Source organism: Selenomonas sp. AB3002 (genome assembly GCF_000702545.1).
Taxonomy (GTDB): domain Bacteria; phylum Bacillota; class Negativicutes; order Selenomonadales; family Selenomonadaceae; genus Selenomonas_B; species Selenomonas_B ruminantium_A.
Map to the genome: position 1 here is coordinate 53,690 of NZ_JNIO01000008.1, position 24,596 is coordinate 78,285.

Sequence of the window (24,596 nt, forward strand, 5' to 3'; positions counted from 1 at the left end):
TATCTGATGAATACCAAGGGCAGATTTGGCAAGTTTGGCGGACAGTACGTGCCGGAAATCGTGATGCCGGCTCTGAATGAGCTGGAGGAAGCTTATCTCAAATACAAAGAGGATCCTGAGTTCCAGGAGGAGTTCAGGAGCTACCTGCGGGAGTATGCAGGACGTCCCACCAATCTCTACTATGCAGAGCGGCTGACAAAGCACTATGGCAGGGCCAGGATTTTCCTCAAGCGGGAAGACCTGCTGCATACAGGCGCCCACAAGATCAACAACGCCCTGGGCCAGGCTCTTCTGGCCAAGCGCATGGGCAAGAAGCGGGTGGTGGCTGAGACAGGCGCAGGCCAGCACGGCGTGGCCACGGCTACCGTGGCAGCCCTTTTCGGTATGGAATGCCACGTATTCATGGGGGCGGTGGATGTGGAACGCCAGAAGCTCAATGTGTTCCGCATGAAGCTCCTGGGAGCCAAGGTCATTCCCGTTTCCTCTGGCACCGGCACTCTGAAGGATGCCACCAGTGAGGCCATCCGCTACTGGGCTACCAATATCCAGGACACCCACTACATCATCGGTTCTGCCGTGGGGCCCCATCCTTATCCGGCCATGGTCAGGGATTTCCAGAAATGCATTGGCGAGGAAATCCGCCAGCAGTCCGTGGAGAAGCTGGGGGGGCTGCCGGATTATGTGGTGGCCTGCGTGGGCGGCGGCAGCAATGCCATCGGAACCTTCTATGACTTCCGTGATGATAAGTCAGTGAAGAAAATCGGCGTAGAGGCCGGCGGCCGGGGTGAGGCTGCCGGGGACAACGCCAAGACCCTGTCCGGCACCGGTGAGCCGGGCATCCTGCACGGGGCTTTCAGTTATCTCCTGCAGGACGACGACGGCCAGGTGGTGGAGGCCTACAGCATTTCTGCCGGCCTGGATTATCCCGGGGTAGGCCCGGAGCATTCCTTCTACAAGGACAGCGGCGTGGCCCAGTATGTATCTGTCACCGATGAGGAGGCATTGGCGGCCTTCCAGCGCCTCTCCGGCATCGAGGGCATCATCCCTGCGGTGGAGAGCTCCCATGCCCTGGCATATCTGGAGAAGCTGATGCCTGAGACCAGCCCGGAGGAAACCGTAGTGGTGACTCTTTCAGGACGTGGGGACAAGGATGTGCAGATGGTGGCAAAGGTATTGGGGGAGGAAGCATGATGGCTACGAGGCTGGAAAATAAATTCGCAGAGCTGAAAGACCAGGGCCGCAAGGCGCTGATCATCTATATCACCGCCGGCATGCCCGATGCAGCCGGCACCATCGAGGCAGTGCGCCGGGCTGTGGAAGCCGGGGCGGACATCATCGAGCTGGGAGTGCCCTTCTCTGACCCCATGGCAGACGGTCCTGTCATCCAGACTGCTTCTGTGGAGGCATTGAAGCATGGTATGACCCTGCCCAAGGTTTTTGAAATCGTGAGGGAGATCCGCAAGTTCTCCGAGGTTCCCCTGGTGGCCATGGGCTACATCAACCAGATGCACCACTACGGCTTTGAACGCTTCGTGGAAGATGCCATGGCAGCAGGCATGGACGGCCTCATTGCCCCTGATGTGCCCCATGAGGAGGCCGGGGACATGAGGAAGATAGCTGCTGCTCACAGCTTCCACTTCATGGAGTTCGTCACTCCCGGCACCACAGGGGAGCGCATGAGCGCCACCTGCACCGAAGCCACCGGCTTCGTGTACTGTGTGTCCAACTACGGTGTCACCGGGGTGAAGGAGATTGACTACAGCGTCATTGGCAGAGTCTGCGCCGAGGCCCGCAAGCATACAAAGGTTCCTCTGGCCATCGGCTTTGGCATCGGCACCCCGGAGGCGGCTGCGGCGGCTGCTGCCCATGCAGACGGGGTCATCGTGGGCAGTGCCGTGGTGAAGCGCTTGCTGGACGGCCGGCAGGACGAGGCCATGGAGCTAATCGGCAATATGCGCAAGGCTCTGGACAAGGCTTTTGGCTGAGGTCCTGACAGGAAAATCCTGCTCTCATGACGAATACTCCTGCATGTGGATTTTTGACAGACAGGAGGCAGCAAGATGAGCATTTTTGAGGATTTTGAGAACAAGAAGAAAATAAATATGCAGGATGACCCGGTGGAGCTTTTGAAGAAAGTAAGGGTCAAGGATGGCAACCTCATCACCCGCCGCCATGGCCGCCACACCCAGGAAATCCTGGCAAAGTACAATCAGTCTATTATCCAGTATCAGGAATATATGCGCAGTCACGATGACAACAGGGAGCAGCGGGTTATGCTGTACTCCGAGATCAAGACCCTGGGGTGGGTGCTGGGCAAGCCTGAGAAGGATATCATCAAGGATATCAATACTGCCAAAGTTTAGGGGCGATGTCTATGGAGCTGAAGCCTTCAAGAGAAGAATTCGTAAGCATGTCTGAAAGGGCAAATCTCATTGCCCTTTCTACGGAAATAAATATGGATATGGATACCCCGGTATCGGTCTATGCCAAGCTGGTGGAGGGCAGCCGGGGATATATCCTGGAGTCGGTGGATACCACCCACCAGCAGTTCGGCAGGTACTCCTTCATAGGAGCGGAGCCCTTCGTGCGTCTCCAGGTCTTCAAGGACCACCTCATGGTGCAGCAGGACGATGTCATGCGCTGCATACAGGGGGAGCCGGTGGCGGCTCTGAAGGAGTATATGAGGGAGTTCCGTCCCCTGCTGACAGATGAACTGCCCTTGGTGAACGGGGGACTGGTAGGCTATTTCAACTACGAGATAGCCGCTGTCTTTGACCGGGTGCGGGGCCTCTCCATTGGGGAAAATGAGATTCTGGGCCAGTTCATGATCTGCCGCCTGCTGGTGGTCTTTGATGCTCTGAAGAACTCTGCCAGGTTAGTGTATCTGGCAGAGTCCCAGGGCAGGGAAGCGGCGGAGGCCTACGACGAAGCTGTCGCTCGCATGGAAGAGGTGGTGAAATGCCTGGAGGGGCCTGTGCCCCGTACTGCTGCAGAAGAAAAGCAGAGGGAGCAGAAGCTGGACTTCCAGGCTCTCTATGGTCAGGCACCAAAGGATTTCCTGGAGGCTATCGGCAAGGCCAAGGAGCATATCTTTGCCGGGGATATCTTTCAGGTAGTGCCTTCCCGGCAGTTCCGGGCGTCCATCACCAAGCCCTGCTTCCATTTCTACCGCAGGCTGCGTCAGGTGAATCCCTCTCCCTATATGTTCTATCTGGACTTCGGCCCGGTGAAGCTGGTGGGAGCGTCTCCAGAGATGCTGGTGAAGGTGGCGGGGAGGACGGTCTATACGTATCCAATTGCAGGTACCAGGCGCAGGGGAGGCAGCCTCAGGGAGGACGAGGCGCTTTCTGTTGAGCTGAAGGCCGACGAAAAGGAATGTGCTGAGCATTCCATGCTGGTGGACCTGGCCCGCAACGATCTGGGCCGCATCAGCGAGGCTGGCACTGTGCGGGTGACGAAGCTGAAGGAAGTGGAATACTTCAGCCATGTCATGCACATGGTATCAGAAGTGCAGGGAAAGCTCAGGCAGGAGTACGCTCCCATGGATGTGCTGCGGGCTACCTTTCCTGCAGGCACCGTCAGCGGGGCGCCGAAGCTCCGGGCCATGGAGATCATCAATGAACTGGAGCCTGTGCGGCGTGGGTCCTATTCCGGCACTGTGGGCTATATGGACTTTGCCGGGAATATGGACATGTGCATCACTTTGCGCACCATGCGCATCGAAAAGGACAGGGAAGCGGTCATTCAGTCCGGTGCGGGCATTGTGGCTGATTCCGTGCCGGAGAAGGAATATCAGGAAATCCTGCAGAAGTCCAGGGCGCTCTTTGAAGTAGTGGAGGAGGTGGAAAACGGTGATATTGCTTTTAGATAACTACGATTCCTTCACTTACAATGTATATCAGCTGCTTTCGGAACTGGGGGCGGAGGTAGAGGTCATCCGCCACGACAAGATCACGGTGGATGAAATCCGCAGGAAAGGCTATGAGGCCATGGTCATCTCCCCCGGTCCCGGGGTGCCAAAGGACGCAGGCATCAGCGAGGAGGCTGTCCGTGAGCTGGGGAAGGACTTGCCCATCCTGGGCATCTGCCTGGGTCATCAGGCCATTGGCGAGGTATACGGCGGCAAGGTGGTGCGGGCTGGCGAGATCGTCCATGGCAAGCCGTCTCCCATCCATCATAATGGCAAGGGCCTCTATGAAGGTCTGCCCCAGGATACGCCTGTGGCCCGCTATCATTCTCTGATAGTGGAGAGGGAAAGCCTGCCGGACTGCCTGGAAGTCACCAGCGAGCTCTCTGATGGCATCATCATGGGGCTCAGGCACAGGGAATATCCGGTGGAGGGCATCCAGTTCCACCCGGAATCCATCCTCACACCAGAGGGGCACAGGATGCTGCAGAACTTCCTTGGGCAACTTAAGAAAATGTAACTTTGTAACATAATTTTTGCCTTTCTGAATATTCCATGCAGGAATTTTTCAGATTCTCGCGGAATAATATAATCATAGAGAATCGGGGTAACGAGGGATGATTCAGTGACGAAAGCGAGGAGATAGGCTTGGAGAAATTCTACCGATGGCTGCTGTCTAGCGAATGGTCGGAGCGTTTGAAGGCTTATGCTTACATCGAAACGGATTTGCGGCTTCGGGATTGTTATGTCCTGAATGATGACAAATGGAATGATATGAAGATGCTGGTGGGCCAGATACTCTCCATACATTTCAAGAAGTATCCCGCTGAGAGCGTATTGGATTTTTCAGAGCGGATCGTCAGGCTCTATGAAGTGCTGATAAGGCCCCTGTCTGAGGAGCAGAGCAAGCATCACCGTTTCACCATGAAACTGTTGATGGATATTTACGACGAGGATGATAAGGCAGCTCAGCAGGAAATCCGCCAGTATTTCGTGCGGAAAGACCTTGATGAGAATAAATCAGTTCTGGAAAGCCTGTTCAACTGTTATGAAGCGATGATGGAGCGCGTGCGCAGCCGCTATCAGATGACTGCCATGGCCTAGGGCGTGTTGATTAATTCACTAAGCCCATCTTCACGGGTCTTGACTGTCCCTGCTTCGTTGACAAATCCTCGACATAGCACCGCTATGCCTCCGGTTTGTCGCCTTGCAATGGACAGCCAATCCCCGCAAATCTAGGCCAAGTTCATTTAATCAACACGCCCTAATGCGCTGACCATAAGATGTGCCGGAGGAGACCTTCGGCACATTTTCTTTATCAATAAGGTCAAAAAGTCAAGAAAATCATTTGACTTTTTGACCTTATTGTGTTTTAATGAGTACATAAGGAATTGAAATCACTCTTGCAATCAAGATTGGAGGCATATATATGGGACAGGAAAAATTCACGGCCCGCACTTTGGCGGCCTTGCAGTCGGCACAGCAGCTGGCTGCCATGAAATATCATCAGGAAATCACTTCGGCCCATGTGCTGCTGGCGCTGGCCAAGGAGCCGGAGGGGCTTTTGGCCACTATCTTTGAGGACTGCCAGACGGATCTGCCTTTGCTGAAGGCCAAGCTGGAGCAGGTGCTCAGCAAGATTCCCGGGGTGAAGGGCACGGACCGCCTCTCTATGGGCATGGATATGGTGCGAGTGCTGGGCAGGGCGGAGGAACTTTCCAAGTCCATGAAGGACGAGTATGTTTCCACCGAGCATCTGCTGCTGGCTCTGGTGACGGACGGCTCAGAAGAAGTGCAGTCTGTCTGTCGGGAGTTCAAGCTCACCAAGAGCCGCATTCAGGACTCCATCAAGAAGAACCGCAAGCAGAATGTCACCAGCGATAACCCTGAGGAGGGCTACAAGTCTCTGGAGAAATACGGCCGGGATCTAACAGACCTGGCCCGCCATGGCAAGCTGGACCCGGTGATTGGCCGTGATGAGGAAATCAGGAGGACTATCGAAATCCTCTCCCGCCGCACCAAGAACAACCCGGTGCTCATCGGTGAGCCTGGCGTGGGCAAGACCGCCATTGTAGAGGGGCTGGCCCGCCGCATTGTGGCAGGGGACGTGCCGGAATCCCTGAAGAACAAGACCCTTTATTCCCTGGATATGGGCGCTTTGGTGGCAGGAGCCAAGTTCCGCGGGGAATTCGAGGAAAGGCTCAAGGGCGTGCTGAATGAGATTGCCAAGTCCGACGGGCAGATTCTCCTTTTCATCGATGAAGTGCATACGGTAGTGGGGGCAGGTGCTGCCGAGGGGGCTATGGACGCAGGCAATATCCTGAAGCCCATGCTGGCCCGGGGCGAGCTGCGCTGCATTGGTGCCACCACCCTCAATGAGTACAGGAAGTATATCGAGAAGGATACCGCACTGGAGCGCCGCTTCCAGCCTGTGCTGGTGGGCCAGCCCAGCGTGGAGGACACCATCTCCATCTTGCGCGGGCTCAAGGAGCGCTATGAGGTGCATCATGGGGTGCGCATCCGTGATGCGGCTCTGGTGGCGGCAGCCACTTTGTCTGACAGGTATATTTCCGACAGGTTCCTGCCGGATAAGGCCATCGACCTGGTGGATGAAGCTGCTGCCAAGATGCGCACGGAAATCGAGTCCATGCCCGGTCCCCTGGATGAACTGCGCCGCAAGATCATGCAGCTGGAAATCGAGGAACAGGCTTTGAACAAGGAGACTGACGAGGCTTCCAAGGAGAAACTGCAGGGCATCCGTGAGGAAAAGGCCCAGCTCCAGCAGCAGGAGAAGGAACTGCAGGCCAAGTGGGAAAGCGAGAAACAGGCTATCCTGCGGGTCAGGGCCATCAAGAAGGAGATCGACGAGGTAAACGGCCAGATGGAGGCCGCCGAGCGGGCCTATGACCTGAACCGCTTATCGGAGCTGAAATACGGCAAGCTGCCCCAGCTGCAGAAGACCCTGCAGGAGGAGGAAGCTGCTATTGCCGCCCGCGCCCAGGGTGAGCAGCTCTTGAAGGAAGAAGTGGGGGAGGAAGATATCGCCAAGGTGGTGAGCCGCTGGACGGGCATTCCCGTGTCCAAGATGCTCACGGGCGAGAGGGAGAAGCTGATTCATCTGGAAGATGTGCTCCATGAGCGGGTGGTGGGCCAGGACGAGGCAGTGAAGGCTGTCAGTGAAGCTATCCTGCGGGCCCGGGCCGGCATCAAGGACCCCAACCGTCCCATCGGTTCCTTCATCTTCCTGGGCCCCACGGGGGTGGGCAAGACGGAACTGGCCAAGACTTTGGCAGAGGCTCTTTTTGACGATGAGCGCAGCATGATCCGCATTGATATGTCCGAGTACATGGAGAAGCACTCTGTGGCAAGGCTCATCGGTGCGCCTCCGGGCTATGTGGGTTACGATGAGGGTGGTCAGCTGACGGAAGCTGTGCGTCGTCGTCCCTATAGCGTCATCCTGTTGGACGAGATAGAGAAAGCACATCGTGATGTGTTCAACGTGCTCCTGCAGATCCTGGACGATGGTCGCCTCACTGATGGCAAGGGCCGGGTGGTGAACTTCAAGAACACAGTCATCATCATGACCAGCAATCTGGGTTCCCATGAAATCCTCAACAAGGATTACGAGGAGGCCAAGGGGGCGGTGAAGGAACTGCTGAAGGAATACTTCCGTCCCGAGTTCCTGAACCGGGTGGATGACACCATCGTCTTCAAGGCCCTGGAAAAGGAGCAGGTAAAGGGCATCGCTGCCATCCTCTTGAAAGCCCTGGACAAGCGCCTGGAGAAGCAGGTGGGAATCACCCTCACCTGGAGCGAAGAGGCTCTGGACACTCTGGCAGACAAGGGCTTCGACCCCAACTTCGGTGCCCGCCCCCTGAGGAGGCTCCTGACCCATACGGTGGAGACAGAGCTTTCCAAGGAAATCATCAAAGGCGAAGTGCAGGAAGGGGATACGGTAAGGATCGAGGCAGAAAACGGCGAGTTCGTGTTCAGGAAAAGCTGAGACCGCCATTACAATAGAATGAAGGTTGATTTCGCTGGTTTGTTCTATTATACTGGAACAAACCAGTATTTTTTGTCTCAGGGGTGACATTTACCTTGCTTTTCCAATTGGTCACGCAGTGAGTGACCAATTGAGTTGGACACATTATCGTATGCTACTGAAGGTCGAAAATGAGCAGGAACGGGATTTTTATGCTCAGGAGTGTGCTAAATCAGGTTGGAGCACTCGTCAGTTGGAACGGTAGAGGATTGAGGAAAGGGATATTTGATTTTGTCGTTGCTGGCAGGAGAAAGGGGAGCTGATGTAGAAGTAAACACAAACTAGGACGTTTGTAGACCGATAGTGGAAAGGAGGCTTTCATCATGTACGGCAGTGAAGTTCTTCGTGTGCCTGCCTTCATCCCCCCATAGGAAACGAATGTCCGTTAGAGAGATACAGAATAGATGGTTTATTAAGTTGTGGAAAAAATCATATCAAGATTTGCAGCCCTGCGGCAATGCCGGAGGGTGATTTGTGTTGTTTTTAACAGGGAGGTTTTACAGATGGAGAGGATCAAAGTTCGGAGATTCCTGGCAGGGCTGGTGATGGTTTGCTTCATGATGTGCATAGGGCTATTGCAAGTGCTGGCTCAAGGCAGCGCCGTCACGGACTGGGAGAATGATATTGTTACTGGCACGGGCTATGGTGCCCCACCAGACAGGGCGAAGAATCCAGGACACGCCAGGATTCTCGCCCATCAGGCAGCCATGCTGGATGCCTACAGACGCTTGGCAGAACAGGCCAATGGAATTCACATCACGGCAGAAAGCACCATCGAAGACAATATATCCACTGGGGATATTGTAGCCGGGCAGGTGGATGCAGTGGTGAAGCGGGCAAAAGTTATTTCAGAAAACTATGACGAGTATGGCAACTGCACGGTGGTATTGGAAGTCCCCCTCTACGGCGTGACTAATTCCCTTGCCAAGGTAGCCCTGAAGCCCGTGGAAAAAGAAGCTTTCCCCGCGCCCTCCGTAAATGTATCTGTGTCGGTGGAGACAAGTGGCACTCCGACGGCTCCTGCCCCTAGTGGCAATATCGCTGCCACGGGAGGTTATACGGGGCTGGTGGTAGACTGCAGCGGACTGGGGTTAAGTCCTGTAATGTCCCCGGTCATAAGGAACGCCGACAGCCAACCTATCTATGGCTACAAGAATCTGGACTATGACAAAGTGATAGCCAAGGGTATGGCTAGTTATGCAAACGGCATGAACGGCAACAAGAGCCGCGCCGGGAGCAATCCCCTGGTGGTGAAGGCCGTGAGACTGGAGAGCCACAACAGCTACCCCGTGATTTCCACGGCAGATGCGGATAAGGTACTGGCAGAGAATCAGAAGTGCCATTTTCTGGATAATTGTGCGGTGGTATTTGTGAGGTAAATTTGAGAAAAGAGGTCATGCTTTATGTTTTTAGAAAAGATAAAAATGAGATGGTTTGTATTATTGATTTGCAGTACTTTCCTTTTATGTATATCTGAAATAAATATTTGTTCAGCAGCGAGAACTCCCTTGTATGATAATGTAACTTTTGATGAAATTGTGTATCAATATAATCAAAGTATAGTATCATTTTACGATAAGATATTCGAAAGTGGTGAGGTTAGTGGCACATATGTGGCAAAGAACAAGAAGAAAGTTGGAGGTGATGCAAACGGAAGCCTGTATAACTATGAGTTGGGAGGGAGAAAAAATCAAATAGTCAGATTCCTGACCAATGAACGTAATGAAGTGTTGGTAATAGATGTAGCATTGCATATACAATCTCCGATCATGCAGAATGTTAAGAATAACAATAATCCTGCATTTGCTAGTGATATGATAATGTTTTTGCTTTTGGTGTCGGGTGCTATGTTTGATTTACCAAAAGCTGATTATAACGCAATCGTTGAAGGCGTGAAGGGAATGGAATTTTTTAATACTGGTAAAACTAGTATTAAATTTGTTAACAATAACAGGAAATACTTTGTGGAAAAATATTTTGATGAAAATATAAGAGCGGTGAGAGTTGAGATAAGTGCGGAACGATAGAGTCGGAAAAAGTCAATCGGAGGAAATGATTTTTAAAGCATATATGGGGATTGTTTTATGATATTTTTGAGACAATAAGGTTTGTTAAAGAGCAAAAAGATAAAGATTAGGAGGGACCAAGTTATGGTTTACTATGTATTGAAGAAGAGCTTCATGGTGTTGGTAATGTTTGCTTTCCTGTGTGTACCATTACCCGGTATCTGTTCAGCAGAAGATAAATTATTGTGTAGTGGAATATATATGGAAGATGTAGTGAAGCGTTACAATGATTTAATAACCAAGGAATATGAGAATGATTATAAAGGCTTTGGTAAGGAGTGTTTTTCCGCTAATAGAGTGTTGTTGGCTGAATATCCGGCAGGAGAAATGTGGGGATATGATATAGGCCCTAAAGGAAATCAAATGCTTCGATTTTATGCAAGTTTTAAGCATGAAGTGTATGGAGTTGATGTGTTATTGCATAAAAATTCATTTCTTATGTTAAGTGCATATAAAGATAGAAATCCACAGATTATTTCTATGCTTGTTGAGTGTGTGTTTAGAGCAGCAGGTTGCTGGGAGAATATAGATGAGGTTGAGAAAGAAAAAGTTCATAACAAATTGCTTGATTTGAAATATTTCACATATGATAAAGAAGAATTTAGATTCTTCAATAATAACAAGAAATATTTCGTAGAAAAATCCTTTGATCAAAGTACAGACTGCATGAAAGTTGCTGTATATGTAGAGTGATTTAGATTTAGGATATATAACCTAAACCTTGAAGTTAAAGAAACAGCATAGATTGATGGTTAACATACATATAATATGATGTATTATGTGCATTGGTAGAGAAGGAGATGACTACTTATGTTATCGAGATGGGAAAGATTTTTAAGTAATGCTATACTACCAAGATATATGTTAGTCATATTATGTATTATAGCGGTCGTACTTTCGTTTCATGCAACAAGTTATGCAAAGACATGGCGGAGAGTGCCAATCTCAAATATAACAGATGAAGATGTTTCTGATTATTTGAAAGCATTTAATGAAAATGTGGAAAAAAAAGGAAACCTGAAAGTGAAATTGGTTGATTTATATAAAAATGACAATGAGGATGGGCGCTATACATATTTAGCACATTTTTCGGATCCATATAATTCATCGTTGACAATTACTGTTGAGAAAGGTAGGGTTGTAGCAGCATCAGTTGAAGAATATTTAGGTATTAATGTAGATTATAACAATGATATAATGGGATATTTTGGATTCCTCTTGCGTGATATGGGGGGGCTGACAAAAGAAGGGTGGTTTAATCTTTGGAAAAAACCGTTGGAATCTGCTTTAGATGGAGGTAAACTAAAATTTCTGGAAGAAACAGGAGATGTAAGATTTGCAACATCTGCAGGAATTGTAGAAGATGGAAAAGTAATATTTACATCTGTTTATAAATATGAATACAAATGAAATTATGTATGTAATAGAAGAGTGGTGTTGTACTTGGTTTATAAGAAAACATTTTTAATAATGGCTTATTTTATATGTGTACTGGGAGTGAATATATGTTCTGCCTGTAACATGCCAATGTTTGACGATTTATCTTTAGACTATATAGTGGAGGAGTATAATGAAGCAATTATACAAAAGCAGGAACTGAAATATGGAGATTTTAGTGGTTATTGTGTGGCTAAAAATAAAAAGTTGATAGATGAAACAGGAGACGGAACAGTTTATGAGTATCGTTTGGGAGGGAGAGGTGATCAAAGAGTTCGTTTCTGTGTAAACGGAAAAGGTGAGGTGCTGGCAATAGAAATGATACTGAAGCAAGATTCACCAATTGTGTCTCGTCAGTATCCTAAAGTGAATGATGATTTAGCTTTTGTGTTGCTGGAGCAGACGCTTGTTTCATCAAAAATGTTTGCAGAAAAAGATTTAGCTCAAATCCATAAAGCGCTGGATAATCTAAGTGTATGGAATAACAAGGAACAAGATTTTGAATTCTACGGAAACAATAGGATATATTATGGTGTGAAAACTTTTGATAGACTGTTGTGGGCAACGAAGATAAAAATATACGCAAAGTAGATTGCGTTAAATTTTTTATAAAGGGGCGGTAGTGTGAAATATAAAATATTTATAATATGTGTACTGGGTATGCTGGTGTACATAAATGAAGCTAACGCATCTGTTGCGAAATTTTCTTCTGTTGGTGAATATGTTATGAGCAATGTGGACACGATGGAAATAAGTGAAGCTCACGCCTTAGATTATGCAAAGCAGGCAGCAGCGGAACAGGCTGGAGTATATGTGGAAAATTATACTCATGCAGAGAAAATGCAAGTGGTGGAGGATGATATAAAAGTTATTACGAGTCAACAAATAAAAGTCATAAATAAAGATGTTAAAAAAATCATGCTTTCAAGTGGAGAGATTAAAATACGTGTTGAAATAGTTGCGTCAGTTGACACCTCAGATATAGATGATTATATGAAAATACGAGAAGAGGTAAGAAATCGTATAAAAGAGCAGTACTATACATTAGAGAGGGATAAGAAAAAGTTGGAAATTGAGCTAAGCGAACTAAGGAACAAAATCAATAATGGTACGATTGATGATTTGGAAGCAGAAAGAGAAAAGATGAGACAAGATAGGGAGTATAAAGCATTGCTTATGCTTGAAGAAGGGGGGAGAAATTGGAAGAATGCGGATTATGAAGGTATGATAGTGAATAATAATCAGGCGTTGGCACTTAATCCTAAATATGCTTTTGCATATAATAACCGTGCTGTTGCTTATGAGGCTTATGGAGATTTTGCAAAAGCTAACGAAGGATATGTTTTTGCAACAATTATTGATTCAGCATACACAGAACCTCATTATAATCTGGGGAATATTTATTATAAACTCGAGGAATATGACAAAGCGATAAATGAATATCAAAAAGCAATTGCAATAGATCAGAATTATGCCAAGGCTTATGGGAATTTAGGTATAGCTTATATAGAGATTGGTCAGTATGATAAAGCTATACAATATTTGGAGAAAGCCATGGAACTTGATGGTAGGGATAAGGATCACCGATATAATTTAATTATAGCAAAAGCAAAAAGGGACGGGAAATTTACTGCTGAAAGATTGTGGTGAATCAAATAACAGTTTATTAGTTATTGGGGTGTAAGATTTTATGGCAAAAAAATTATGGCAAGTGCTTTTGGTTTTGATGATGTGTTTAACAATGCAGTTTGGGGTAGTAAAAGCTGAAATAATGGTGACTGATGGCAAAGGTGAATATATGATGACAGGAAAAGATTCTGTCAAATATGGGGAGGAATGTGCCTTTACAGAAGCAGTGCGCAGTATTTCACAACAAGCAGCAGTAGCAATTACAAGTAGCTCAACAAGTGTGGATAATCAGTTGTCAGCTGATGAAATTGAAATGGTTACTGCTACGATAATAAAAGTAAAATCAAAGAATTATAATAAAAACATCGCTCCTAACGGTAATATCATAATAACGGCTTCGGTAAAAGGCGAATTGGATGTAGATATTGCTGAAAAAATGATACACGAAATTGTAGAGGCAAAACGTATCGAAAAAGATAAGGATAAATTAAATGAAGAGTATAAGCGAATAAAAAATCAGTACAGTGAGTTGAAAAAAGATAATCCTTTGATTGCGTATCAGATTAATATTAAGAGCTTCTATGAAGCAATCAAGATGGAGAGAGAGCAAAAAAAGGATGAAGCACTTGCTCGATATAATGAGATTATAGCTGAAGGTGCTGATATTGCATCTGTATATAGTCATAGGGGACATATATATAGGGCGCAGGGACAGTTTGATCTAGCTAAAAAAGACTATGATAAAGCAGCTTCTCTTGATGCAAATGAAGCAGGTTGGCATTATGGTAAGGCTATACTTTTGGAAAGAGGAGGTGATGCTAAAAGTGCAGTTAGGGAGTACAGGTTGTTCGTGGAGTATGCTGATATTTTGGAGTACGATGTGGAAATTCCGATTGTATTGAAGAAAATTTTTGATTTGGAAAAATGGTTTTGATGTAAAGGAGGGTCCGTGGTGGATACTCAAAAGAAATTCAAGGAACTTATGGAGAGTATTGCAGGGCAGTCACTGGATGACTATATAGGGGAGAAAGAATCAAGAGAGGCACTAGAGAAAAGCTGTCAGGAAATCCAAAAACTATTGATGCCTACATTGACTGTGGATATAGAGAATGGCAATGAGCCCTTCCCCTTTTGCTACAGCGGAGGTAATCGCAAGGCTGAACTTGTATGGATAGGGCTGAATCCAGGAGCTCCGTTAGATAGATGCAAGAAATGGAAATGGGAAGATGTTCGTTGGCAAGATATCATAGATTATTGCGTTCCACAAAAAGACATTCGTGAAGACAGCACAGATACTACATATGACACTTTCTTAAGCAAGAATAAAATTGAATTGGAAACAGACTATTATCGCTATGTACTTCGTATGCATATGGCACTGATGGGAAAGGATGAAATTTATGACACATGGCCGGAAGTCCAGGCCATGTGCGCTAAAAACAAGAAGAATGGTTATGATAAGGAAGATACAACTGCAAAATTGTTCCTCAACCGCTTCACGGAAAAGCCTGTTCTTACGGCAGAAATGATTCCTTATAAGTCAAAACGTATGCAGTTTACGGCAAAGGAGTTGTTGGACAACAAAAAATACATGGCATATTTTAAGAATTTGATGGAGTTTATAGATGCTATCTCTGTACCAACATCATGGATTGTTTTCTTTGGTGCGCCTGATGAAATTCTTACAATTTTAGAACATGAATACCCTGAATTTACTAGTTCTGAGGATATTAGAAATATTAAACTGCCAGATAATAATGGTCAGAACTTTTACTTACTTCATCTTAAAGAACACCCTGTGCTTCTTTCGCCGTTTATAAAGCGATATAGTGTGAATTACCGCATTAAAACGTTGGTAGAATGTATGAAGAAATTTGAAGTGGGATTAGCGATTTAAGGTCGAATATGTTCTACAATCAGAAGGGAGAAAGATGAACATGAAGTCATTGTCCAAGTTATTTCAAATGACGTTATTTTTGTTAGTGGTTTCGATTTCAGCGCATTGCTCTGCAGCTAGTCTGCCTGAAACAGAATTTATGCTAGGAGATATTCATATAGGTGCAGATGAAGAATATGTGGTAGGTATCTATGGTCCGCCAACTCAGCGGGTTATAGGTTCTCAAGGACAGCTGGCATATTTGATGTATGGCGATGCCTTCCGTCTGGATTTTTATGATGGTGTAGTTTATAGTATGGTAGTATCGCAAGCAAATGGAATAGGAACGCCTTCCGGTATTAGGGTTGGAATACCCATGTCAAGCGTGTTTGATAAATTTGGCTATGGTGCTATAGTTTCCAATGGTGCAAGAACATTTTATGCGAACAATGGTAAAAAACGTATGTGGATAACTACGGATAACAGGGCACGCATTAGGGAAATAAAAGTACAAGGGTAGCGGGAGAGTGAGGAGCGGATTAGATGATAAGGAAAAAGAGCTGGTCTTGGCACCTTGGGGCAGGGATGTTTTTTTTGATGGCTTGGCTCTGGGGGATAGCGGCTGTGCCTTTGGTTGCTGCCGAGCACCGAATCATCGAGGGAGACGGCTTCTACACCATAGGTGACGGGCTGGATGAGAACATATCCGTGGCCAAGGAAAGGGCCAAGAATGAAGCCATGCGAAACGCCGGGGAGAAGGCGGGGGTGTTCGTGGAGAGCCTTTCCTTTGTGAAGGAGGGGCAGCTTACCCATGATGAGGTCATGGTCATTTCTGCCCAGGTCATGCAGCTGCAGGGTACGCCAAAGTTCAGGGCGGTGCCAATCACAGAGGATGTGCTTCGCTATGAATGCCATGTGACGGTGTTGGTGGATACGGATAATATCAATGCCTCCATGGTGAAGGATAAGGCTGCCCTGTCTGATGCCGTCCGGCAGAATAAAGAACTGACGGAGGAAGTGGTAAGGCTGAACCAGGAAATGGAGACTTTGAAGCAGCGCTTTGCCAATGCTTCTACTGAGAGTGAAAGACAGGAAATCCGTCAGGAGGTTAGGCGCAATGACGAAGGTTTTGTGGCTGCGGGCCTGAACGAGCAAGGTGCAAGGCTGTTGGGCGAGGGGCAATTCGCTGAAGCGGCTGGGCTATTTTCTGAGGCGCTTGCCAAAAATCCAGATTTTGCTTATGCCTATCATAATAGAGGTATTGCCTATGGAAAGATGAAGGACTATGGCAGGGCCGTGGCAGATTTTTCCCGTGCCATTGCCCTTGACGGTAGCTATGCCACCGCCTACGGAGGGCGGGGCTTTGTACTATATAGCATGGGAAATTATGAGCAGGCGGTTGCTGATCTGAGCAGAGCAATAACTCTGAAGCCTGACTATGCAGATGCGTTCTATATCCGTGGCAATGCTTATATGCAGCTGGGACACTACTCAGAAGCTTTGCGGGATTATAATAAGTCCTTAGCCTTGAACCCGGGGATGGAGGCTGCCCGTCTGAACCGGGATATGATTGTAGGGGTTATGGAGGAGCATTAGGTTATAGGTTATAAGTGCATATTTGACTGCAAAATTGGCTCTGGCTGGCAACAGTCGGGGCTTTTTTGGTATAATGTAAAAAAAGCTTGGGAAGGTTGTGTGGCGATGAAGTTTCAGCTTATGTGCAAAGATGTCGTCGTGGGCAGCTTTGAAGTGAATGAGCAGTCAGGGCGCATTGCCGGTGAGGTGCGGGTGGAGAATCGGGAATATCTGCCCTTGTCGGTTTTTTATAGCAGCGATTATCGGGGGGCATTGCAGAAGTGGATAGATAATCGCAGTGTTTCTGCCAATCGTCAGGATGTAGCAGCCATGCTGGCAGCTTATCAGGTGGAGACTCCCAGTGCCTTGTCCTTCAAGAGCTTGGGACTTAACTTGTCAGACCAGTATTGGTTCAAGCCGGAAGGGGCAGATTTCGGCTGGCACGATGTGAATTTGTTTGAGCATGACTTTGCGGAGCAGTCCTTCAGATCAATATCCGGACAGGACGGCTCAAGCTATACGCCGGACAGCAGTTCAAATGGTGACCTGCCAAAGTACTGGAAAATTGAGCAGGGCAGGAGAATCCTTTACAAAGAAGGCTCTGCCCCCTTTGACCAGCAGCCCTACAATGAAGTCTTTGCCGCACGGTTGCTGGAAATCCTGGGGTTGCCACATGTCAGCTATAGTTTGGTGCAGGATGAGAGCGGAGAAAAGGCATATAGTGCCTGTGAAACATTTGCCACAACCGAGACGGAGTATATCCCGGCGTTGGAGATTCTGGGAACTGTGCCAAAACTGAACCATGAAAACAGTTATCAGCACTTCTTTCGCTGCATGGAGGAGCTTTCTATTCCTGTGGTCAGGCAGGAGATAGATGAAATGCTCATGTTTGATTACCTCATCAACAATGCAGATCGCCATTATGGCAATTTCGGCTTTGTCAGGAATGTAGAAACCCGCCAATTTGTTGGTATGGCGCCTATTTTTGACAATGGCAACAGCCTTTGGTATTTGCAGCTCAACAAAAGGATGAAGTTCAAAGACCAGCCCTCCAAGCCCTTCCGCGATACACATGCAGAGCAGGTAAAGCTGCTGGGCAGGACAGACCTGCAAGTGGCAAGGCTGGATGAAGCACTGCTTTGGCGGCTGATAGAAGATATATACAGCCAAAATGATCTTTTTGACAGAGAGCGTATGGACAATCTGCTCTATAATGTCAAAACAATTGCGGAGCAGATTGCAGGACGTCAGGACAGGCTGGCGTGATGAATCGGCCTAGATATACTATTATAGGCTGCGCTTCTTTAGGAGGGGAGGAATTTGTTTCAGGGTATTAAGCAGATGCTATGGAAGCACAGGGCCGACGGGCTTTTTGCAGCATTATTTAAGAGGTTCCCACTCGTCCTTGCTGGCAAGATATACTACGCGCCTACAGGCTATCCCGGGCAGAAGGCGTATACATTTTTTGATGATGACGGCTCTTACCGCATAGTCATTGACCTTGGTGAGCACACTTCCCAGGAGGATGTGGAAAATTCCGTTTACCATGAGTTCCGCCACCTCATGCAGCATGAGATGCTGGAGGAGGGGTATATCAGGCGGTGCAACAGGCTGAAGCGGGATATGGCCTGGTATCTCTTTTCTCCCACGGAAATAGATGCGCGGGTCTTTGCCAGAACCAGGGGGGAGATAGCAGATAGGCGCATCTTTGAGGAAATTGGCAGGCTGGATGATTTTGCTAATTCCAAGCTGTTTTTATACCGCTGCATGGAAATATCGAGAAAGTATGACGTAGGATAAAGGAAGGAGATCTTGCTGAGATGATACAGGATATATCACCCATGAAACTCAGGAACGAGTACAGGCCGGAAAAGGCGTGCGGACCGAAGGATACGGTAATATGCGTTCAGGGAGGCAGCTTGCTGGTGTGCGAGGGGGTAGCAGAGATATGTTTCCCCCTGCGTGAGGAACTACCGGCAGATGCGTCCTGCCGCTATTTGTTTTCCATAGACGAAAGAGACTTCTATCTGGCAGAGAGTGTGGCAGAATTGCCCGGGTATCATTACCTGAGCCTGAGGGATATACGTTACAAGCTGAAGGGACCGCGTTTTCTGATGTATGCAGCTTATACAGCCTTCCATCTGGCTGTATGGTACCGGGACAACAAATTCTGTGGGCGCTGCGGCAGCAGGACAGTTCATTCAGAAAGTGAACGGGCCCTGAAATGCCCAGATTGCGGCCATGTGATTTATCCCCGGCTGATGCCTGCGGTGATTGTGGGGGTTATCAATGGCGACAGCATTCTCATGACGAAATACGCCAACCGCCCCATGTCCTTTTACGCCCTGATTGCAGGCTTCACGGAAATCGGCGAGACCCTGGAGGAGTGTGTGGCCCGGGAGGTCATGGAGGAAGCAGGGCTGAAGGTGAAGAACCTGCGCTATTACAAGTCCCAGCCCTGGGGCAGCGTACAGGATCTCCTGATGGGGTTCTACTGTGATGTGGACGGGGATACGGAAATAAAGCTGGAGAGAAATGAGCTTAAAGAAGGCCGCTGGGTGCCACGGGCAGAAATCGAGGGGCAGACAGATGATTTGAGCCTGACAAATGAGATGATGATGGTGTTCAAGGAAGGCAGAGAGCCAGGCGTGCGCTGAATATACGCAGAAACAGAGTGTGCCTGTTGACAGCTGATACAGGCTGCTCTATAATGAAGATAGCGTAATCGCTTGGTGTGTCTTTATCTTGTGGGGATGTAATGGTCTCGACGGGGATAGATGGTATGTCGATAGCGAGCCGAGACGCCTGATCTCGTTAAAATTGGCAACTAGCTTAAATATAAAAGCTAACGAAGATTACGCACTGGCTGCTTAAAGCCACCTCTCTCTGACTGACTCCCACTAAGACAGAAGAGAGGCCAAATGTGGGATACTTGGCAGGTTTTGTCCGAGGGCCTGCTGGGGAACTTTTTATCGGAATCGGGATGAGGTTCCTTGTTTGTGGGGGGCTGATTCCTTAAACTAATCCACAAACTGCGCTCGGAGAAGTCGGTGTAGCAATATTTTCGGACAGGAGTTCGATTCTCCTCATCTCCACCAAAAGAATAGTACAGAGCCGTCCCGGCAGGGGCGGCTCTTTGACTATGGAAAAATTTGCGGACGTCAAAGCGGCCCCCGGATCTACACTCCGGGGGCCGTTTTGAGATGTGTATATGTATATATGGGGCAAGCAAATGTTAGAGAAGCACCTTAGATCTTGAGCTTGGCCTGGGCGGAAACGTGGCGGTTGAAGCCTACATCTTCCTTGCTGAGGCCCAAGGCGAAGCCTACCAGCTGCTGCATGTGCAGGATGGGGACTTCAGCCTGGCTGTGGACGGCCTCGCGGCCTTCCGGCTCGTACATATCAAGCTGCATCTGACAGAGGGGGCAGGGGGTGACGATGGCATCGGCCTCTGCCTTGTTGGCGCTGTCCACAATCTGGCCAGTCACCGTGAGCACGTCGTGCTCTGCTGCCAGCTGGGCGTGGAAGCCGCAGCACTTGCGCTTGGCATCGAATTCCACGCTCTTGGCACCCAGGGCCTCGATGAGGCGCTCCAGGGACTGGGGATGCTTGCCGTCCTCGTGATTCATGATTTCCTGGGGACGGAGGATGTGGCAGCCGTAATAGCCTGCCACCCGCAGGTCGCTCAAGGGCTTGGTGATCTTGCCCTTCAGGAGGTCAAGGTTCTTGTCCAGCACCCAGAGGAAGTGGGTGATTTCGGAAGTGCCCTTGTACTCGTAGGGATGGCCGCCTTCTTTGAGGATGCCATTGACCTTTTCTTTGAGCTTGGGGTCGCTGTCCAGGCGGTGCTTGGCTGTGCGCAGTTGCAGGGTGCAGGTGTTGCAGACCGTCATGATGGGCAGGCCCATATGCTCGGCGATGGAGATGTTGCGGGCATTGACTGCCAGGGCTGCCAGATCATTGACGCCCTGAGCGTGGGACGCGCCGCAACAGGTCCAGTTCTCGATTTCCACCAATTCGATGCCCAGCTTCTCGCAGACTTTGCTCATGGAAGTATAGGCCTCGGCAGCCGCTCCTTTCAGGACACAGCCGGGGAAAAATGCGTACTTCATATTATTCTGCCTCCTTTTCCGCGGCCTTTACAACGGCTTGGATGGTCTTGATATCGGGGTTCACGGGATGGGATTCCAGCGGATTCATCTTGCCCGTGTTCATGAGGCGCAGGGCCATGGGCAGGCGCAGGCCGGCCATGAGGAAGCCCTCGGACTTGATGTTGAGCTTGGACTCGTCCAGCATGCCGGAATCGGAGATGTCATCGTAGATGGCCTTGGCGTGCTTGCCGCCAACTCCCTGGCTGAGGCCCATCTTGAAGGTAGCTTCCTTGAGCTTCTCGATGGCACCGGCGGGGTCCAGGCCCTTGGGGCACTTGGCGGTGCATTCCTGGCAGTTGAAGCAGCGCCAGAGACCGGAATCCTGCACAGCCTGGAGATGCTGCTTGGGGTCGCGGTTGCGGCTGTCTGCTACCAGGCGTTCTGCCTTCACGAATACGAAGGGATCCAGGAAGTCATCCTGGTTCAGGGTGTTCTTGTTGCATTCGGAAACGCAGGAGCCGCAGAGGATGCAGCCTGCGTATTTCTTGAATTTGTTGAATTCCTCAGGGCTCTGCTTGCAGCCGGTCTCTGCCGTGAATTCGGGCTTCGGCTCCAGAGCGGGCTTGATCTTCTTGAGTCGGGCATACTTGGGATCCCAGTCCACAATCAGGTCGCGGATGACACGGAAATTGCCCAGAGGCTCGATGGTGAGGGTATCGGTGTCATAGCGCTTCAGCAGGTTCTCCACGAGAATCTCGCAGGCCAGCTCGGCATTGCCATTGACCTTCACGGCGCAGGCGCCGCAGATGCTGGAGCGGCAGGAGCAGGTGAAGGAGAGGGTGGGGTCCTGGGTCTCTTTCACCACGGTCAGGGCTTCCAGGACAGTCATGCCCACAGTCACAGGCAGCTTGTACTTCTGCACCCACTGCTTGCCCTCTACGGAGCGGTGTATATTCAGCGTTACGTCCATTTTAGTACTTCCTTTCCTTCGGCTGATACTTCGTGATGACAACGTCCTTGTACTCGGTGTGGTAGCCGCCATCCTTCTTGAAAATCAGTGTGTGCTTGAGGAAATTCACATCATCGCGCTTCGGATAATCCCGGCGGGAATGGCCGCCACGGCTCTCCTTGCGGGCAATGGCTCCCTGCACGATGCTGTGGGACACCTGCAGGAGGTTCCCCAGCTCGATGTACTGCTCGAAGGCGGTATTGTACACATGGGAGGTATCTCCCACGTAGCAGTGCTCGTATTCTTTCTCTAGGGCAGTGAGTTCCTGGGCTGCTTCCAGCAGCTGGTTCTCCTCACGGAAGACGCCCACCTTGTACCACATGGTGTTGACCATGGCATCACGGATCTCGGGCACAGTCTTGCCTGCGGAGCGGTCACGGGTGGTGACTTCCGTGAACTTGTCCTGCCACTTGGCGCAGTCCTGGGCCATCTTCTCCTGATTGCCCTCGTATTTGTGCTCCTTGGCATAGGCTGCGGCACCGTCGCCTGCGGTGTGGCCGAAGACCAGCACCTCGGAGAGGGAGTTGGCACCCAGGCGGTTGGCGCCATGGATGGAAACGCAGCTGCACTCACCTGCTACGAAGACGCCGGGCACACGGGAGGCGCCGGTGTGGAAGTCGGCCATTTCCAGGCCGCCCATGGAGTAGTGGCAGGTGGGAGCGATGGGCACCATTTCCTTCTTGATGTCCACGCCGGCAAAGCGCTTGGAGAGATCCCAGACCTGGCCCAGGCGCTCGTCGATGCGCTCGGGAGGAATGTGGCGGAAGTCCATGTAGACGCCTGCATGGATGCCTTCGCCGATGCCGCGGCCTTCCAGCATTTCCGTGGCAATGGCACGGGCCACGATATCGCGGGTGGCCAGCTCTTTCTTCTCAGGAGCATACTTGCCCATGAAGCGCTCGCCGTCCTTGTTGATGAGGAGAGCACCCTCAGCGCGGCTGGACTCGGAGAGCAGCACGCCGTTGGCGGAAAGGCCAGTGGGGTGGAACTGCACCATTTCGGGATCCTTGAAGGGGATGCCGATGTTCATGCCGGCCACGATGCCGTCGCCGGTGGAGCTGTAGGGATTGGAGGTGCGGATCCAGTAGACCCGCCCATAGCCGCCGGTAGCTATGATGACGGTCTTGGCAGCCACGCCCAGGAGGTTGCCGCTGCGCATATCCATGGCGATGACGCCGTTGAGTTTGTCGCCGTCCATGCTGATTTCCAGCATCTGGCACTCGGAGATGAAGTCGATGTTGTTCTTCAGGCACTGCTCGAAGAGGGCGTGTACCATGGCGTGGCCTGCGCGGTCCTCGAAGTAAGCAGCCCTGGGGTGGGAGGAACCGCCCATCTTGCGCTGATGGAAAGCGCCGTCCTTCTGACGGTTGTAGGGATAACCCATGAAATCCATCTCATAGATGTTCTCGCCGGCCCGCTGGGCGAAGTATTCCACTGCATCCTGGTCGCAGAGGTAGTCGCCGCCCTTGATGGTGTCGAACATGTGGGAGTCCACGCTGTCCTCCGGGTCAGTGACGCCGGTGACGCCGTTCATGCCGCCCTGGGCCATGGTGGAAGCGGAGCGGGTGGGCACCAGCTTGGTCATGACGGCCACTTTCAGGTCCTTGTTCTCGGCTGCTGCCAGGGCTGCGCGCATGCCAGCGCCGCCGCTGCCGATAATCAGCACATCGTAGGTGACTTCACCTTTTTGCACAGATTTGGGAATGTTCTGCCCATTCCAGGTGAAGTATGACCCTGCAGCCAAAGCTACGCCTGCAGCTGCCGCACCTTTTATGAATGTGCGGCGTGAGATGGTAGTTGACATAGTACAAGCCCTCCTGTTGCGAAAAAATCATGCAACTCAAAATAACAATACAAAATAAATCGGCTTTATTGTAGCATTTACTATTGTCTATGGTAAAATACATCTTTCTTATATGAGGTATTTGATTTTTCAATAGGTTTGGGAAGGGGCTATTGGAAATTAAAAAGCCTTCCTCTGAGAGGAAGGCGGTCTTACCGTATGAACTGCAGGAATACCTGGGCAGCTTTGGACAGCTGCTGGTTTGCTCCGTAGGCTGCTACCAGTTGCCTGGCCTCTATATTTTCCTTCAGTGCGAAGAAGAAAGGAGGCTCCTTGCGGGCACCAAGCCTGATGAGCATATCCGTGATGAGGGTGGCTCCCATGCCACGGGAGCAAAGCTCTGCGGCGCTCAGGACGCTGTCTCCCTCGAAGACCTCACGGGGCTTCACGCCGGTGGTCTTGCAGAGATTGTCATAAATGGTCCTCATGCACCGGCTGGGTTTCAGGATGATGAAAGGCTCGTCCTGGAAAGCCTTGAAGGAAATGACCGGATAGGGCAGGGGCTGTACCCCGTTGTACTGGCTTACCATGGGGTGGTGCTGCGGCACTGCTACGAACACGCGCTCCTCCATGAGGGGAATGGTGCGGAAAGTATCCGGCAGAGGAGTGTAGAGCAGGGAAAAGTCCACGTGCCCCTGGAGGATATGCTCCTGGAGCCTGGAAGTTGAGCCTTCGACTACGGATAGTTGGATATTGGGATAGCGCTGGTGGAAGGCTACCATGGCATCTGCCAGAACACATACAGAGCGGGTGCGGGAACTGCCTATGCGCACCTGCCCGGAGCGGAGCTCCGAGAGGTCGTCCACCCGGCTCAGGAGATTCTTGCGCAGGTCTTTCATTTGGTGGGCGGCTTCTATATAGATGCGTCCCGCCTCTGTCAGCTGCAAAGGGCTCTTGCTGCGGTCAAAGATCTGCATGCCCAGCTCTCCCTCGATTTTCTTGATGCATTGGGAAAGGGAGGGCTGGGAGATGAAGAGGTGTTTGGCGGCCAGGGAGAAAGTCCCGTCCTTGGCCACTTGCAATACGCTGCGCCATTCGTGTTCATCTATCATAATATCCCTTCCTGTTTTCTTGATTTAAAATCGGCTGGCAGACAAGGCCGCCAGCCGATGGGGGAGCGA

The 24,596-nt window shown here is 50.0% G+C and carries 25 protein-coding genes and 1 other RNA gene; 22 read left to right on the forward strand and 4 right to left on the reverse strand.

From position 1 onward, the window contains the following. Positions 1 to 6 precede the first annotated feature (6 nt). The 22 genes from trpB to ssrA all read left to right on the forward strand — a co-directional run bounded on the left by trpB (position 7) and on the right by ssrA (position 19,630). A complete protein-coding gene (gene trpB / locus P159_RS0107780; RefSeq protein WP_029542954.1) occupies positions 7 to 1,191 on the forward strand; it encodes a tryptophan synthase subunit beta in 1,185 nt (394 codons plus the stop codon). Next, positions 1,191 to 1,985, forward strand: coding sequence for a tryptophan synthase subunit alpha (gene trpA / locus P159_RS0107785; RefSeq protein ID WP_029542956.1), 795 nt, complete (start codon positions 1,191 to 1,193; stop codon positions 1,983 to 1,985). Before trpB ends, trpA begins: the two co-directional genes overlap by 1 nt. 75 nt (positions 1,986 to 2,060) lie before the next feature. Beyond that, positions 2,061 to 2,363, forward strand: coding sequence for a hypothetical protein (locus P159_RS0107790; protein WP_318253543.1), 303 nt, complete (start codon positions 2,061 to 2,063; stop codon positions 2,361 to 2,363). A gap of 11 nt (positions 2,364 to 2,374) precedes the next feature. Beyond that, positions 2,375 to 3,871 carry an anthranilate synthase component I gene (gene trpE, locus P159_RS0107795; protein WP_029542959.1) on the forward strand — a complete coding sequence of 499 codons (1,497 nt, stop codon included), beginning with the start codon at positions 2,375 to 2,377 and terminating at the stop codon, positions 3,869 to 3,871. Next, positions 3,852 to 4,427 carry an aminodeoxychorismate/anthranilate synthase component II gene (locus P159_RS0107800; protein WP_029542961.1) on the forward strand — a complete coding sequence of 192 codons (576 nt, stop codon included), beginning with the start codon at positions 3,852 to 3,854 and terminating at the stop codon, positions 4,425 to 4,427. Before trpE ends, P159_RS0107800 begins: the two co-directional genes overlap by 20 nt. A 128-nt stretch (positions 4,428 to 4,555) precedes the next feature. Then, positions 4,556 to 5,011, forward strand: a complete 456-nt coding sequence (locus P159_RS0107805) for a hypothetical protein (protein ID WP_029542963.1) — start codon at positions 4,556 to 4,558, stop codon at positions 5,009 to 5,011. Positions 5,012 to 5,336: 325 nt separating this feature from the next. After that, positions 5,337 to 7,910: an ATP-dependent chaperone ClpB gene (gene clpB / locus P159_RS0107810; protein WP_029542965.1), complete on the forward strand. Its 2,574-nt coding sequence runs from the start codon at positions 5,337 to 5,339 to the stop codon at positions 7,908 to 7,910. A gap of 25 nt (positions 7,911 to 7,935) precedes the next feature. Then, entirely contained in the window at positions 7,936 to 8,154 is a 219-nt protein-coding gene (locus P159_RS19920) for a DUF1016 N-terminal domain-containing protein (RefSeq protein ID WP_072004131.1), read from the forward strand. Between the two features lie 298 nt (positions 8,155 to 8,452). Beyond that, a complete protein-coding gene (locus tag P159_RS0107815) occupies positions 8,453 to 9,328 on the forward strand; it encodes an LPP20 family lipoprotein (RefSeq protein WP_029542967.1) in 876 nt (291 codons plus the stop codon). Positions 9,329 to 9,352: 24 nt separating this feature from the next. After that, entirely contained in the window at positions 9,353 to 9,976 is a 624-nt protein-coding gene (locus P159_RS0107820) for a hypothetical protein (protein WP_029542968.1), read from the forward strand. A gap of 123 nt (positions 9,977 to 10,099) precedes the next feature. Further along, positions 10,100 to 10,708, forward strand: a complete 609-nt coding sequence (locus P159_RS0107825; protein ID WP_029542969.1) for a hypothetical protein — start codon at positions 10,100 to 10,102, stop codon at positions 10,706 to 10,708. 117 nt (positions 10,709 to 10,825) lie between these two features. Then, positions 10,826 to 11,425, forward strand: a complete 600-nt coding sequence (locus P159_RS0107830; RefSeq protein ID WP_029542971.1) for a hypothetical protein — start codon at positions 10,826 to 10,828, stop codon at positions 11,423 to 11,425. Between the two features lie 33 nt (positions 11,426 to 11,458). Further along, on the forward strand, positions 11,459 to 12,043 hold the full coding sequence (locus P159_RS0107835; protein WP_185753671.1) for a hypothetical protein: 585 nt from the start codon (positions 11,459 to 11,461) through the stop codon (positions 12,041 to 12,043). A 33-nt stretch (positions 12,044 to 12,076) separates the two neighbouring features. Further along, a complete protein-coding gene (locus P159_RS0107840; RefSeq protein WP_029542975.1) occupies positions 12,077 to 13,102 on the forward strand; it encodes a tetratricopeptide repeat protein in 1,026 nt (341 codons plus the stop codon). Positions 13,103 to 13,142: 40 nt separating this feature from the next. Then, complete coding sequence (locus P159_RS0107845) at positions 13,143 to 14,015, forward strand: hypothetical protein (protein ID WP_029542977.1); 873 nt, start codon at positions 13,143 to 13,145, stop codon at positions 14,013 to 14,015. Between the two features lie 18 nt (positions 14,016 to 14,033). After that, positions 14,034 to 14,978, forward strand: a complete 945-nt coding sequence (locus P159_RS0107850; protein WP_029542978.1) for a hypothetical protein — start codon at positions 14,034 to 14,036, stop codon at positions 14,976 to 14,978. 34 nt (positions 14,979 to 15,012) lie between these two features. Next, a complete protein-coding gene (locus tag P159_RS0107855; RefSeq protein ID WP_029542979.1) occupies positions 15,013 to 15,477 on the forward strand; it encodes a hypothetical protein in 465 nt (154 codons plus the stop codon). A 23-nt stretch (positions 15,478 to 15,500) separates the two neighbouring features. Further along, complete coding sequence (locus P159_RS19330) at positions 15,501 to 16,553, forward strand: tetratricopeptide repeat protein (protein WP_051650235.1); 1,053 nt, start codon at positions 15,501 to 15,503, stop codon at positions 16,551 to 16,553. 105 nt (positions 16,554 to 16,658) lie between these two features. Then, complete coding sequence (locus tag P159_RS0107865) at positions 16,659 to 17,798, forward strand: HipA domain-containing protein (RefSeq protein WP_051650236.1); 1,140 nt, start codon at positions 16,659 to 16,661, stop codon at positions 17,796 to 17,798. Positions 17,799 to 17,852: 54 nt separating this feature from the next. After that, entirely contained in the window at positions 17,853 to 18,332 is a 480-nt protein-coding gene (locus tag P159_RS0107870; RefSeq protein ID WP_029542984.1) for a hypothetical protein, read from the forward strand. A 20-nt stretch (positions 18,333 to 18,352) separates the two neighbouring features. Continuing rightward, on the forward strand, positions 18,353 to 19,189 hold the full coding sequence (gene nudC / locus P159_RS0107875) for an NAD(+) diphosphatase (RefSeq protein ID WP_029542986.1): 837 nt from the start codon (positions 18,353 to 18,355) through the stop codon (positions 19,187 to 19,189). 92 nt (positions 19,190 to 19,281) lie between these two features. Beyond that, positions 19,282 to 19,630: a transfer-messenger RNA gene (gene ssrA / locus P159_RS19925) on the forward strand. 150 nt (positions 19,631 to 19,780) lie between these two features. Here the strand turns inward: ssrA and P159_RS0107880 are convergent. The 4 genes from P159_RS0107880 to P159_RS0107895 form a co-directional block, all read right to left on the reverse strand. Beyond that, positions 19,781 to 20,644, reverse strand: coding sequence for a CoB--CoM heterodisulfide reductase iron-sulfur subunit B family protein (locus tag P159_RS0107880; RefSeq protein WP_029542988.1), 864 nt, complete (start codon positions 20,642 to 20,644; stop codon positions 19,781 to 19,783). A gap of 1 nt (position 20,645) precedes the next feature. After that, a complete protein-coding gene (locus P159_RS0107885; RefSeq protein ID WP_029542989.1) occupies positions 20,646 to 21,593 on the reverse strand; it encodes a succinate dehydrogenase/fumarate reductase iron-sulfur subunit in 948 nt (315 codons plus the stop codon). Between the two features lies 1 nt (position 21,594). Beyond that, on the reverse strand, positions 21,595 to 23,436 hold the full coding sequence (locus P159_RS0107890) for an FAD-dependent oxidoreductase (RefSeq protein WP_029542991.1): 1,842 nt from the start codon (positions 23,434 to 23,436) through the stop codon (positions 21,595 to 21,597). 191 nt (positions 23,437 to 23,627) lie between these two features. Further along, the gene (locus tag P159_RS0107895; protein WP_029542993.1) at positions 23,628 to 24,527 is read right to left on the reverse strand and encodes a LysR family transcriptional regulator; all 900 of its coding nucleotides are present in this window, start codon (positions 24,525 to 24,527) and stop codon (positions 23,628 to 23,630) included. Positions 24,528 to 24,596 lie beyond the last annotated feature (69 nt).

Coding starts and splice junctions, on each gene's coding strand:
- trpB (WP_029542954.1), top strand. CDS start 7: ATGAATACCAAGGGCAGATTTGGCAAGTTTGGCGGACAGTACGTGCCG.
- trpA (WP_029542956.1), top strand. CDS start 1,191: ATGGCTACGAGGCTGGAAAATAAATTCGCAGAGCTGAAAGACCAGGGC.
- P159_RS0107790 (WP_318253543.1), top strand. CDS start 2,061: ATGAGCATTTTTGAGGATTTTGAGAACAAGAAGAAAATAAATATGCAG.
- trpE (WP_029542959.1), top strand. CDS start 2,375: ATGGAGCTGAAGCCTTCAAGAGAAGAATTCGTAAGCATGTCTGAAAGG.
- clpB (WP_029542965.1), top strand. CDS start 5,337: ATGGGACAGGAAAAATTCACGGCCCGCACTTTGGCGGCCTTGCAGTCG.
- P159_RS0107815 (WP_029542967.1), top strand. CDS start 8,453: ATGGAGAGGATCAAAGTTCGGAGATTCCTGGCAGGGCTGGTGATGGTT.
- P159_RS0107820 (WP_029542968.1), top strand. CDS start 9,353: ATGTTTTTAGAAAAGATAAAAATGAGATGGTTTGTATTATTGATTTGC.
- P159_RS0107825 (WP_029542969.1), top strand. CDS start 10,100: ATGGTTTACTATGTATTGAAGAAGAGCTTCATGGTGTTGGTAATGTTT.
- P159_RS0107830 (WP_029542971.1), top strand. CDS start 10,826: ATGTTATCGAGATGGGAAAGATTTTTAAGTAATGCTATACTACCAAGA.
- P159_RS0107845 (WP_029542977.1), top strand. CDS start 13,143: ATGGCAAAAAAATTATGGCAAGTGCTTTTGGTTTTGATGATGTGTTTA.
- P159_RS0107855 (WP_029542979.1), top strand. CDS start 15,013: ATGAACATGAAGTCATTGTCCAAGTTATTTCAAATGACGTTATTTTTG.
- P159_RS19330 (WP_051650235.1), top strand. CDS start 15,501: ATGATAAGGAAAAAGAGCTGGTCTTGGCACCTTGGGGCAGGGATGTTT.
- P159_RS0107865 (WP_051650236.1), top strand. CDS start 16,659: ATGAAGTTTCAGCTTATGTGCAAAGATGTCGTCGTGGGCAGCTTTGAA.
- nudC (WP_029542986.1), top strand. CDS start 18,353: ATGATACAGGATATATCACCCATGAAACTCAGGAACGAGTACAGGCCG.
- P159_RS0107880 (WP_029542988.1), bottom strand. CDS start 20,644: ATGAAGTACGCATTTTTCCCCGGCTGTGTCCTGAAAGGAGCGGCTGCC.
- P159_RS0107885 (WP_029542989.1), bottom strand. CDS start 21,593: ATGGACGTAACGCTGAATATACACCGCTCCGTAGAGGGCAAGCAGTGG.
- P159_RS0107890 (WP_029542991.1), bottom strand. CDS start 23,436: ATGTCAACTACCATCTCACGCCGCACATTCATAAAAGGTGCGGCAGCT.
- P159_RS0107895 (WP_029542993.1), bottom strand. CDS start 24,527: ATGATAGATGAACACGAATGGCGCAGCGTATTGCAAGTGGCCAAGGAC.